Genomic DNA, 11,989 nt, shown 5'->3' on the forward strand with positions numbered 1-11,989 from the left:
AAAACTCAGTAAGACGCGTCCGGGTGCTTGAGCTCGTAGCCCACACGCACCGGTTTGACGCTGCTCATCACCAAGGCGTAGCTGACATTGTCGAAGGTGCGGAACACCATGGCATGACCGGCAAATTCATCCGGCAGGCGCACTTTGTGTTCGGCCAAGGTGATGTCGTCGTTGGCATCCAGCCCCGATTTGATCTTGTCGGTGACCGCGTCGCCACGCTTCCACAGCGAGAACACGGTGCCATTGTCGATGCCCTCGCGTGCACCACCAGAAATGGCGATGACGTCGCGGGTGCCGCCGAACTTGTCGTGATCGGCCACCGACATTACCGTCACCCGGCCATACTTGGCCTGCTGCTTGGGTGGATGCGGAAAGAACTGCAGGTCGTAGGTTTGCGCCTCAACCGGAATCAAGCGATCACCAGCGCGCACATCACGGCCTTCGGCATCCAACAACACCGTGCTGGCCTGAATACCCGCCACTTCACCACGGGTCACCGTGCCTACCGTCTGGGTCACCAATTCATAGCCCAGAAACTCGGTGTTCTTGCTCGGAAAGACCGCATTGCTCCACAAGGTGCCGTCATCCGGGCCGGAATGGCCACGCGCATCCAGCTCCTGCCCTTGGAACACGTCACAGCACATCCCGGCGCGTTCTACCATGCGATAGCGCTTTTCCGGGCGGACTATCAAATAACGCTGACCGGCAGCAATGCCTTCCAAGCCGCGCACATACGCCACTTGGCCCCGTGATGCGTGCAAACGGCCATCTTCCAAGCCCACCACATACGGTAGGCTGGAAATATCGGACACGATACGCATGTCTTTCAGGAACGGCTCGATTTCCGCCAGCGGCACGGCATTGACCGGGCTTTCGGTCCGTGCGCCCGGCTGCACCGCCACTCGATCCAAGTACGCCAGACTCAGCACGTCACCTGGATAGATCAAATGCGGGTTTTTGATCTGCGGATTGGCTTGCCAGATTTCCGGCCACAGCCAAGGCTTCTTCAAGAAGCGCGCAGAAATGTCCCACAAGGTGTCGCCACGCTTCACCACGTAAGAATCCGGATGGTCACCGCGCATTTGTGCCGCCGCCGCATAGGTGGCCACCGTCAACAATGCAGCAGCAAGCATCGTGCGCAGCCCGCGAGAGCGCGGCACATTGGAACGCATCAGGTTGGAAACCCGTTCAAGCATGATCGCTATCTCCCCGCAGCTCTTGGCAAAATCCCCTGTCGCCCGCTCAATATAGCTCACAATCCAATCGGTCTGGCAAGCGATGGTGCAGGTTTGAGCGGCTACAATCGGCAGCGGACAGCCGTGTGGGCTGTCAAATACCGGATTTCCGCCATGTCCATGCTCCCGATTCTTGAATTTCCCGACCCGCGCCTGCGCACCAAAGCCGCCGACGTTGACCCGGCGGAATTGGCCACACCGGCGTTCCAAACCTTGCTCGACGACATGTTTGAAACCATGTACGAAGCCCCCGGAATCGGCCTTGCCGCCAGCCAGGTGGACGTGCACAAGCGCTTCATGGTGATTGACGTGACCGAGGACAAAAGCCGGCCACTGGTGTTCATCAACCCGCGGATCAGTGCCCGGGCGGGCGAACAGGTCTATCAGGAGGGCTGCTTGTCGGTGCCGGGGATTTATGCGGACGTGACACGCAGCGACACCGTCACGGTGGAGGCGCTGGATCGCCACGGACAGGCGTTTTCGCTGGACGCCGATGGCGTACTGGCGGTCTGTGTACAGCACGAAATGGACCACTTAGACGGCAAATTGTTTGTCGATTACCTGTCCCCGCTGAAACGTGAAATGGTCCGCAAGAAGTTGCTGAAGGCCAAGCGCAGCGCGGCCTGACCCCATGCGCATCGTCTTTGCAGGCACGCCCGAATTTGCCGTGCCCTGCCTGCGTGCCGCAGCCCTGCGCGGTGAAGTGGCGGGCGTGTACACCCAACCCGACCGCCCGGCCGGGCGCGGCCGCGGGCTGACGGCTTCGCCGGTCAAACTGGAGGCGGTACAGCGCGGTATTCCGGTATTCCAGCCGGACAATTTCCGCAGCGCCGAGTCCAAACGCACGCTGCGCGCACTCAAGCCCGACCTGATGGTGGTGGTGGCCTACGGTCTGCTGCTGCCGCAATCGGTGCTGGAGATTCCCGCATACGGTTGCTGGAACGTGCACGCCTCGCTGCTGCCGCGTTGGCGCGGCGCGGCACCGATCCAGCGCGCGATCGAAGCCGGCGACCGCCAAACCGGCGTGTGCCTGATGCAAATGGAGAAAGGGCTCGACACCGGCCCGGTGCTGCTCTCGCAGGCGATCGACATTGGTCCCGATGACACCGGCGGCCAGCTGCACGACCGCCTGGCCGAACTCGGCGCGCGCGTGCTGTCCGATGCGCTGGGTCTGCTGCGCGCCACGATTGTGTTGCCGCCCAAGCCGCAAGCCACCGCGGGCGTGACCTACGCGCATAAGCTGGACAAGGCTGAAGCCAGGCTCGACTGGGTGCTTCCCGCCACCGTGCTGGCCAACAAGGTGCGCGCGTTCAACCCATGGCCGGTGGCCGAAGCGCAGCTGTTGGGCGAACGCGTGCGCATCCATGCCGCTTGTGCGCTGGATGAGACCCACAACACCGCACCGGGACGCGTACTGGGCGCAGGGCGCGAGGGCATCGACGTCGCCTGCGGACAAGGCGTGCTGCGCCTGCTCAGCTTGCAGCGCGACGGCGGCAAACCGATCAGTGCACAGGATTACCGCAATGCCCGCCGCGATGTGCTGCCATGAGTGATGGCGTTGCCAGCCGCATGACCGCTGCCAATGTGCTGGAAGACGTCTTGCACCACGGGCGCTCACTGAAGGCAGCGTTGGGCAGCGCATTGCCGACACTCCCCGACCCGCGCGACCGCGCCTTGGTCGAGGCCATCGCGATGACGGCACTGCGCCAGCGCGTGCGCTACAACGCAGCGCTGGATGCGTGGATGGCACGGCCGCTGGGGCAACGTGATGGCAATTTGCGCAGCATGTTGCTGGTTGGCCTTGCCCAACTCGAAATGGGTTTGCCCGCGCATGCCGCACTGGCCGCCACGGTGGATGCCGCACGCGCACTGGGGCGCGCACATCAAGCCGGCATGGTCAACGCCCTGCTGCGCCGCGCCACCCGTGAAGCGCTACCGCCCGCCGCGCCCGAAGCGGCTTGGCCGACATGGCTGGCGCAACAGATCCGCAGCGATTGGCCGCAACAGGCGGATGCAATTTTTGCAGCCAGCGCTGAAATGCCGCCGCTGTGGCTGCGCGTCAATCGGCGCTGGATCGTGCGTGATGATTATTGGAATTTGCTGCGCGAAGCGGGGATCGAGGCAACCGACGCCCCATACTTGGCTGATGCGCTGCGCTTGCATGCCGCCGTGCCGGTACAGCAGCTGCCGGGTTTTGATGCAGGACTGGTATCGGTGCAAGACGCTGCCGCACAGGCCATTGCTGATGCGTTGACACCCGCAGCCGGCAGCCGGGTGCTGGATGCCTGCGCCGCCCCCGGTGGCAAGGCCGCGCATCTGGCCGAACGCGATGCCAGCTTGCGCATCACCGCACTGGATGTGGATGCCCGCCGCATGCGCCGCATGCAAGACAGCTTCACCCGTTTGCGCTTGGGGATCGAGGTGCGGGTGGGTGATGCCACATCGCCCGCCGCGTGGTGGGATGGCACGCCATTCGACGCGATCCTGATCGATGCCCCGTGCAGCGCCAGCGGCATCGTGCGCCGGCAACCCGATGTGCTGCTGCATCGGCGCGAGGCCGATGTGGTGGCACTGGCCTGCATCCAGGCGCAGTTGCTGGACGCACTGTGGCCACTGCTCGCCCCCGGCGGTACGCTGGTGTATGCCACCTGCTCCATCGTGCGTGCCGAAAACAGCGCGCAAATCGAAGCCTTCCTGGCCCGCACCGCCGACGCCGCACTCGCACCACTGGCCGCCCACTTCGGCCACGACACCGGCTTTGGGCACCAGCGCCTGCCCGGCGAAGACGGCATGGACGGGTTTTTCTGTGCGCGGCTGAGAAAACGCTAACCGTTCCCGTTCAGACTATTGGCCATGACCCTCACTCGCCGCGACCTCTGGCTGTTTTGGCTGTTTGCCCTGCTGATCCTGGCCACCGGCCTCGGCCTGCGTGACCCGTGGCCGGCCGACGAGCCGCGCTTCGCGCTGGTGGCCAAACACATGGTGGAAAGCGGCCACTGGCTGTTTCCACAGCGCGGCATCGAACTGTATTCGGACAAACCACCGCTGTTCATGTGGATGCAGGCCAGCCTGCTGTGGCTGACCGGCAATCTGCGTATCGCCTTCCTGCTGCCCTCGCTGTTGGCCGCACTGGGCACACTGTGGTGCGTGGTCGATCTGGGCAAGCGGCTATGGACACCACGGGTGGGCATCTACGCCGGCTGGGCGGTGCTGCTGACCATCCAGTTCACCTTCCAGGCCAAGAAAGCGCAGATCGATCCGATGGTGGTGTTCTGGATCACGCTGTCTTGCTATGGCCTGCTGCGGCATGTGTGGAAGGGCCCCGACTGGCGCATGTGGGCGCTGGGCTGCGCGGCGGCAGGCTTGGGCACCATTACCAAGGGCGTGGGCGTGATCGCACTGCTGATGCTGATTCCAGCCGGCATGGCATCGCTGCGCGGCTGGCCCGATGTGCGCGTGCACGCACGCAATCCAAGATTCTGGCTTGGCCCGCTGGCCTTCCTGGCGGCGTGCGGGGTTTGGCTGATACCGATGCTGATTGCGGCATTGGGCAATGGCGGCGATGCCTACCGCGCCTATGTGGATGACATTTTGCTGCGGCAAACCGTCACCCGCTATGCCAATTCCTGGCACCACGGCCAGCCGTGGTGGTACTTCATCGAAGTTGCGCTGACCACCTGGCTGCCGACCCTGCTGGTGCTGCCATGGGCGATCCCGGCGTGGAAGCACCGCCTTGAGCGCCGCGATGCACGCTATGCCGTACTCCTGGGTTGGGTCGTGTTGGTGTTTGTGTTCTTCAGCATTCCCTCCGGCAAGCGCGACATGTACATCCTGCCCGCACTGCCGATGCTGGCGCTGGCGCTGGCACCGCTGTTGCCGGGCCTGCTGCGCAAACCCAATGCGCAGCGCCTGTTGCTGGGCTTTGTGCTGGTGTTTTCACTGGTGGCGCTGGCGGCAGGGATCGCCATGCTCACCGGTGACCCCAAGTTTGCGCGCAGCTTCATGGAGGGCCGCGATGCACAGGTAGCGCAGGGCCTTGCGTGGATGTTCGTGGCCAGTGGCGGCTTCGGGCTGGGTGCCTGTCTGTGGTTTGGCCGCCAGCGTGCACATTACGCGCTGATTGCGATGCTCACCGCCCTGTGGGTGCTGTATTCGCTGATCGGTGCACCCTTGCTCAACGACGGCAGCTCATCACGTGGCCTGATGCGCAATGTTGGCCAGGCCATTGGCCCCGACGCGCAACTGGGGCTGGTCGGCTGGCGTGAACAACAGATGCTGATGGCCGACCGCCCCACCACCGATTTCGGCTTCAAGCGCGAGTCCGCGCAGCAATTTGCCGATGGCATGCGCTGGCAACTGCAACAGCCCGCCACGCGCTGGCTGCTGGTGGAAGAAGGCGACGGCCTGCCGGCCTGCGTTGGCAAATCGTTGGCACGCGATATGGGCATGGCCAATGGGCGGCGCTGGTGGTTACTGGATGCTGGGGCGACCAACCCTTGCCTTCGCCGGTCATTGCCGCACTGAATTCCACGCGGGGATGCTCCCGTTCACCCCATTCGAGGCTGCATGCGCATCGTCCATCTCCTGTTGACCAGTCGCTTTGCCGGTACCGAGCGCCACGTTTTGGAGCTGGCGGCGGCACAAGCGGCTGCCGGCCACGACGTGAGTCTTGTCTTGCGCCGTGCGGCTGGACAGCCACGTGCAGATGCAATTGCACAGCGGGTTGACCCGAAGGTAAAGATTGTTTGGGTGGGGAATTTGCTGAGTACATGGCAGGCGCGTCGCGTGGTGCAACGCCTGCGGCCGGACGTTGCGCATGCCCATTTGAGCAAGGCCTGCCATGCGCTGCGCCGGCTGCGTGGCGATGGCTTACGCGTCGCTACCCTGCATATCCGCTACAAAGCGCGGCAACACCGCGATCTGGATGGCCTGATTGCCATTGCGCCTTGGCAGCTTGCCGCGATTCCTGAACCGTTGCGCTCACAGTCGGTGCAAATCGACAATTGGACCATGCCACATACCGCTGACAGCACTGCGCGCGCGCGTCTGCGGGCCGCTTATGGCATTGATGCCACCACCGTGCTGGTCGGTGCCTTGGGCCGAATCGAGCGCAGCAAGGGCTTGGATGTGTTGATCGACGCATTTCATCGCGCGAACCTGCCCGATGCCCGGCTTGCCATTATTGGCCAGGGCCGTGAATTCAAACGCTTGCGCGCATTGGCCGACGCAACCATCATCATGCCCGGCTTTGCCGCTTCACCACAGGATTGGCTGGCCGCGTTTGATGTGTTCGTCAGCGCGGCGCGCTCGGAGCCGTTTGGTTTGGTGTTGCTGGAAGCCATGCAAGCCGGCCTGCCGATCGTGGCCAGTGCCAGCGAAGGCGCTCAGCATCTGGCGACGCAGATCGGCACCCCGCTGGTGGGCATTGACGATGCCACTGCACTGGCGCTGGCACTTCGCACTGCGTGTGCCACGCCACCCGCCCGCGTTGAGTATCCGATGGCACGTTTTCGCATTGAAGCCAAACTGCCGCAGATCGACGCGTTTTATCGCATGGGGCTTGCGCGCAGGGGCTGATCAACAGTTGCAAGCAGCGCTCAACGATACAAATCCCAATACGGATTTTCTTCGCCGCTTTCCGGTGGCCGCAGGGTATAGCGCTTGTAGGTCCACTGATATTGCGCGAAGTCGTGTTGTGCTATGGCCTCCACTCCGGCGTTAAGTGCGGTCACTGCACGTTGTGGATCGGCATCGGCGATGGCGCCTGGGGCGGCTTCAATATGCAATGCAAACTTTGGCACGCCTTTGCCGGGCAAGCGCTGGCACCAACACAGCAATACGGTCGCACCGCTGCGGTTGGCCAGCCGCCCGAGCAGGGTCATGGTCAGCGCCTGCTTGCCGAAGAACGGCGCAAATTCACCCTCTCCCGCCTTGGGCTGTTGATCCGGCAGAATGCCGACCACGCCATTTTTTTGCAGGCGCTTGAGCAAGGTGCGTACCCCCGAGGCCTCGGCGCGTACTTGCTCGACATCACCCTCCACATTGGCACGCACACGGCGCAAGAAGGCTTCACCGATGGCCGATTCCGGTGGCCGATACAAAATGGCCAGTGGCGTTTTTTTCGCCAGCCATTGATTGAGCAATTCCCAATTGCCCATATGCGGCGCGGCCACGATCAAGCCGCGCCCCGACTGTACTGCCGCATCGAACAGTGCTTCGCCGTGGACTTCAACGATGTCGCGCAGATTGCATGCCGCCGGTCGCGTCCACAGGCGCAGGGTTTCAAACGCCTGGCGGGTGGTGGTGCGCAGAATCTCGGCCAGCAGTGCTTCGCGTGCAGCGGCATCCAGCTCGGGGCGGATCAGCTCCAGATTGCGCCGCGCCACGCGCGCTTCGCGGGCGTCCAGCCGCCGCCACACATGCGCCATGCCATCGGCCAAAGCCCGCAGCACGACCCACGGCAGGCGTGCGACGGCCCATGCCAAGGCATATAGCACAGCGGCGGCAAATGCGTTCATTCCGGCATTGTAGAGGGCGCTTGGGTGGCGCTTGGGTTACTCCGCCTTGCTCAGCTTGAACGCGGCTTCCAGCACGTTGAACAGGCGCTTAAACTCGCCCGCCATCAGCGCAAAGCGCGCGCCCAGTTCGGCCACGATGTCATCGCTATCGCTGGCCTCAAGCTGATCCACCGCACCATCCAGCAACTTGAACTTGCGCACGACGAGATCTTCGCCAAGTACGAAACTGACGTGATCGTCCAAGGTCAGCGCCAGGCGCGTGGCCTGTTTGCCGGCTTCCAGATGCTTGGCGATTTCATTGCCGGACAGATCCATGCGCTGAATTTTCACCACCGCACCGGTGTCGGTGGGGTCGCGCAGTTCGCATTCATCCCCCAGGCTCAGGCCATCAGGTAACGGGTCGCCGGCAATCCAGCCGGTGAGAATGGCGCGTGGGGCGACTTCGGCATTCAGCGGCAACGCCGGAAAACTGCCCAGTGCACGGCGCACTTCCGACACCACGCTTTCGGCGCCCTTGCGCGAGGAGGTGTCCACCGCGATCACGCCGGTTTGGGTGTCGATCAGCGCATCGGTGCGCACCGGGCGCACGAAGGCACGCGGCAGCAATTCCGTGATGAGCTCATCCTTAAGCCGCTTGCGGGTACGCCCGCCGGGCTTGCGGCCTTCCTTCTCCTCGATCGCGGCCAGCTTCTTCTGCAGCAGGTCGTTGACCACCGCACCGGGCAGCAGTTTGTCTTCGCCGCCGATGGCCAACCACAGCGCATCGCCTTGGCGTTGGCAAAATTGATCGCCATGCTGGCCCAGCGGCGTCACAAAGCCGCGTGAGGACAGCTCCAGCGCGCCCACCGGCTTGAGTTCGCACTCGGCCAACTGGGCGTCCAGATCGGCAAGGTTCAAGCTGGTGGGAAAACGAAACAGAGTGAGGTTGCGAAAGAACATTCGGGAATCCTGTGGAAAGGCCCTCGCCAGCGGATGGGCCAGGGCCAGGTGGAAATGCGGGGAAGCGCGGCGCGGGCTCAGGACTTGAGGATGTCCAGCCCGTCGTGGTTGCGCACGGGATGCAGCGCCATCGCCACCGGTTCGGCCTCGGCCGCGGTGCCGGCCAGCCAGGCGTGCGCGTTGGGCAGTGCATCATCGCCGCGTTTGCCCAGCGCCAGAAAGTCGAACAGTTTGGGATCGCTCAATTGCGAGGGGCGAATATCGCCCAGCGCGCGCGCCATGGTCTCGATGCGGCCGGGCGCGTCCTTCTCCCACTGCACCAGCATCTTCTTGACCTGCTTGCGCTGCAGGTTTTCCTGCGAGCCGCACAGGTTGCAGGGGATGATCGGGAAGCCCTTGGTCTCGGCATACGCCTCGATGTCGTCCTCGCGCACATAGGCCAGCGGGCGGATCACCACATGCTTGCCGTCGTCGCTCAGCAGCTTGGGCGGCATGCCCGACAGCTTGGCGTGGAAGAACAGATTGAGGAAAAACGTGTTGACCAGATCATCGCGGTGGTGACCCAGCGCGATCTTGGTGAAGCCGTGGGTTTCGGCATAGGTGTACAGCGCGCCGCGGCGCAGGCGTGAACACAGCGAACACATGGTCTTGCCTTCCGGAATCACCCGGCTGACCACCGAATAGGTGTCTTGTTCGATGATGTGGTAATCCACGCCAATCGAAGACAAGTACTCAGGTAGTACATGCTCGGGGAAGCCGGGCTGTTTCTGATCCAGATTGACCGCGGTGATACTGAAATTGACCGGTGCTTTTTTCTGCAATTGCAGAAGTACGTCCAGCAGCGTGTAGCTGTCCTTGCCGCCGGACAGGCAGACCATCACCTTGTCACCGTCTTCGATCATGCCGAAATCGGCAATCGCCCGACCCACCTGATGGCGCAGGCGCTTGGCCAGTTTATCGGCCTGATATTTGTTCGCCACAGGCGCGCTGCGCGGGGTACGCGCAGGGACATCGGCGAGGGGCAGATCCATGGTGTGCATCTGTGCATTTTACCTGCCACACGGGGGCTGCCGTCGCGTTATGCTGAGTCAATGAGCCAGCCCCTGAATCCGGCAGAACAATCCCGCCTGTCCCAGCGCATGGCCGTGCTGCGGCAGGAACATCGCGACCTGGATGCGGCGATCGAGCGCCTGCAGGCCGATATCCGGGCCGATGAGTTGATGCTCAAGCGCTTCAAGAAGCGCAAATTGCTGCTCAAAGACCAGATCGCCTGGATTGAAAACGCGCTGATCCCGGATCAGCCCGCTTGAGGTGCCGCTGGCCGATTCCGCGTTTATTCGCAAGACACAGCCGGTCTCACGAGTAAACACAACTGGACCAGCGTTGCCCTAAGCCACCCGCGCGCACACCCATGCATCCACCCGTGCCACACCGGCATTGCGCAAGGCTTGTGCCGCTGCGTACAGGGTTGCGCCGGTGGTCATGACATCGTCCAGCAGCGCGATATGTGCGGGAAGATCGGGCAACGTGGCCACACGAAAGGCATCCCGCAAATTGCGTTGCCGCGCATCGGCATGCAAACGTGATTGCGCCGAGGTGGGTTTGCCGCGCTGCAACAGATTCCCGCGCAACGGCAGCGCCAATGCGCGTGCGATGGGTTTGGCCAGCTCCAACGCCTGGTCGTAGCCGCGCCTGCGCAGGCGCGCAGGATGCAGTGGCACCGGCACGATGGCGGCGGGCCGTGGCAATGCGGCGAAGCGTTCGGCCATGCACTGCGCCAGCATGCGCCCGCAGGCGAAATCCGCGTGAAATTTCAGCCGTGGCAGCAGCCGGTCCAACGGGAAGCTGTAATCGAAGGCTGCATGCGCCGCATCCAAAGGCGAGGGTTGTTGCAGGCAATGCCCGCAGATGCCGGTGGTGGGCAGCGGCAGCGCACAGCATCCGCAGGCCAGCCCTTGCCAAGGCAGGTCGGCATGGCAGCACGCGCACACATCGCGGCCTGGCATGCCGGCATCACCGCACACCACGCAGCGGGGTGGCAGCAACCAGCCCAGCGGCGCGTGCAGGTGTCTGTCAACTTTGCTGATGGTGATTTGGTTGACGGTGGCATCCATGCATTCCAGACTGCGCACTTGTCTTTGGCTTGTCTGTCGGAAAACCCCCATGCAAATCGTCAGTGCTTTCCCCGTTCGCCACGATTGGTCGCGCAGCGAAGTCGAAGACTTGCTGGCGCTGCCGCTGCCGGATTTGTTGTATCGCGCCGCCACCGCGCACCGGCTGCATTTCGACCCCTGCGAAGTGCAGGTGTCCACCTTGTTGTCGGTGAAAACCGGCGGCTGCCCGGAAGATTGCAGCTACTGCCCGCAGGCAGCGCGTTATCACACCGGGGTGGAAGCCTCCAAGCTGATGGAGGTGGAGGATGTGGTGGCCAAGGCACGGCAAGCCAAGGCCGCCGGGGCGTCGCGCTTTTGCATGGGCGCGGCATGGCGCAGCCCGAAGGACCGCGATATCCCCAAAGTGGCGGCGATGATCCGTGAGGTGAAAGCATTGGGGCTGGAAACCTGCGCCACCATGGGCATGCTCAGTGGCGGGCAGGCGGTGGCCTTGAAAGAGGCCGGGCTGGATTACTACAACCACAATCTGGATACCGACCCCGAGTTTTACGGCGACATCATCCACACCCGCGAGGTGCAAGACCGGCTCGACACCCTCACCCAGGTGCGCGATGCCGGCCTGAAAACCTGCTGTGGCGGCATCGTGGGGATGGGCGAATCACGCCGTCAGCGCGCCGGTTTGCTGATGACGCTGGCCAATTTGCCGGCGCATCCGGATTCGGTGCCGATCAACCGGCTGGTGCAAGTGGAAGGTACCCCGCTGCACGGCACAGTGGCGTTGGACCCGTTTGAATTTGTGCGCACCATTGCAGCGGCACGCATCATGATGCCGCGCTCGATGGTGCGGTTGTCGGCAGGCCGTGCCGAGATGAGTGATGAGTTGCAGGCGTTGTGTTTCAGCGCCGGTGCCAACTCCATTTTCTATGGCGAAAAATTGCTCACCACCGGCAACCCCGACACCGAGCGCGATAATGCCCTGTTCGAACGCTTGGGATTGCGCGCCATGGTGGTTGAAGAAGTCAAAACCGCACTGAACGATGTTCCTGGTCTCACCCTCGTTGGCAACGACGGCGGCTGTGGCAGTGGTGGCTGTGGTTGCAGTGGTGGCGTGGTCAATCTGACCATCGTCAAGGAACAAGCGGCTGGCTGCTGTGGTGGTGCGTCGCAACGCGCACCGGAAGAT

Annotated in this window: 11 protein-coding genes and 1 pseudogene; 7 read left to right on the forward strand and 5 right to left on the reverse strand. The window is 63.2% G+C overall.

All coding sequences use genetic code 11. From position 1 onward, the window contains the following. Positions 1–5 precede the first annotated feature (5 nt). The gene (locus tag K7B09_RS12005) at positions 6–1,172 is read right to left on the reverse strand and encodes a LysM peptidoglycan-binding domain-containing protein (RefSeq protein WP_223629735.1); all 1,167 of its coding nucleotides are present in this window, start codon (positions 1,170–1,172) and stop codon (positions 6–8) included. A gap of 177 nt (positions 1,173–1,349) precedes the next feature. On the opposite strand from K7B09_RS12005, the gene def reads away from it, so the two are divergent. From def to K7B09_RS12030, 5 genes are read left to right on the forward strand one after another with little or no spacing between them, the layout of a single operon-like run. Continuing rightward, complete coding sequence (def, locus tag K7B09_RS12010; RefSeq protein ID WP_223629704.1) at positions 1,350–1,862, forward strand: peptide deformylase; 513 nt, start codon at positions 1,350–1,352, stop codon at positions 1,860–1,862. A 4-nt stretch (positions 1,863–1,866) separates the two neighbouring features. Then, complete coding sequence (gene fmt / locus K7B09_RS12015; RefSeq protein ID WP_223629705.1) at positions 1,867–2,784, forward strand: methionyl-tRNA formyltransferase; 918 nt, start codon at positions 1,867–1,869, stop codon at positions 2,782–2,784. Next, complete coding sequence (rsmB, locus tag K7B09_RS12020) at positions 2,781–4,064, forward strand: 16S rRNA (cytosine(967)-C(5))-methyltransferase RsmB (protein WP_223629706.1); 1,284 nt, start codon at positions 2,781–2,783, stop codon at positions 4,062–4,064. The genes fmt and rsmB overlap by 4 nt, the downstream gene beginning before the upstream one ends. Before the next feature lie 24 nt (positions 4,065–4,088). After that, a complete protein-coding gene (locus K7B09_RS12025; RefSeq protein WP_223629707.1) occupies positions 4,089–5,759 on the forward strand; it encodes an ArnT family glycosyltransferase in 1,671 nt (556 codons plus the stop codon). Between the two features lie 42 nt (positions 5,760–5,801). After that, positions 5,802–6,812, forward strand: coding sequence for a glycosyltransferase (locus K7B09_RS12030; RefSeq protein ID WP_223629708.1), 1,011 nt, complete (start codon positions 5,802–5,804; stop codon positions 6,810–6,812). A 20-nt stretch (positions 6,813–6,832) separates the two neighbouring features. Here K7B09_RS12030 and K7B09_RS12035 read toward each other — a convergent pair whose 3' ends face one another. The 3 genes from K7B09_RS12035 to ttcA all read right to left on the reverse strand — a co-directional run bounded on the left by K7B09_RS12035 (position 6,833) and on the right by ttcA (position 9,732). Beyond that, entirely contained in the window at positions 6,833–7,753 is a 921-nt protein-coding gene (locus K7B09_RS12035; RefSeq protein ID WP_223629709.1) for a lauroyl acyltransferase, read from the reverse strand. A 36-nt stretch (positions 7,754–7,789) separates the two neighbouring features. Beyond that, positions 7,790–8,692, reverse strand: a complete 903-nt coding sequence (locus K7B09_RS12040) for a recombination-associated protein RdgC (protein WP_223629710.1) — start codon at positions 8,690–8,692, stop codon at positions 7,790–7,792. A 77-nt stretch (positions 8,693–8,769) separates the two neighbouring features. Further along, positions 8,770–9,732 (reverse strand): tRNA 2-thiocytidine(32) synthetase TtcA, encoded by a 963-nt coding sequence (gene ttcA, locus K7B09_RS12045; protein ID WP_223629711.1) that lies wholly within the window; start codon positions 9,730–9,732, stop codon positions 8,770–8,772. A 51-nt stretch (positions 9,733–9,783) separates the two neighbouring features. Here ttcA and K7B09_RS12050 point away from each other — a divergent pair, with 51 nt between their 5' ends. After that, a complete protein-coding gene (locus K7B09_RS12050; RefSeq protein ID WP_223629712.1) occupies positions 9,784–10,002 on the forward strand; it encodes a YdcH family protein in 219 nt (72 codons plus the stop codon). Positions 10,003–10,080: 78 nt separating this feature from the next. Here the strand turns inward: K7B09_RS12050 and K7B09_RS12055 are convergent, their stop codons facing one another. Continuing rightward, positions 10,081–10,806, reverse strand: coding sequence for a ComF family protein (locus K7B09_RS12055; RefSeq protein WP_223629713.1), 726 nt, complete (start codon positions 10,804–10,806; stop codon positions 10,081–10,083). Positions 10,807–10,855: 49 nt separating this feature from the next. On the opposite strand from K7B09_RS12055, the pseudogene bioB reads away from it, so the two are divergent. After that, positions 10,856–11,854: pseudogene (gene bioB, locus K7B09_RS12060) on the forward strand (biotin synthase BioB); the annotation flags it as partial. Between the last annotated feature and the right edge of the window lie 135 nt (positions 11,855–11,989).

It is taken from the genome of Thermomonas beijingensis, from assembly GCF_020034655.1.
Classification (GTDB): domain Bacteria; phylum Pseudomonadota; class Gammaproteobacteria; order Xanthomonadales; family Xanthomonadaceae; genus Thermomonas; species Thermomonas beijingensis.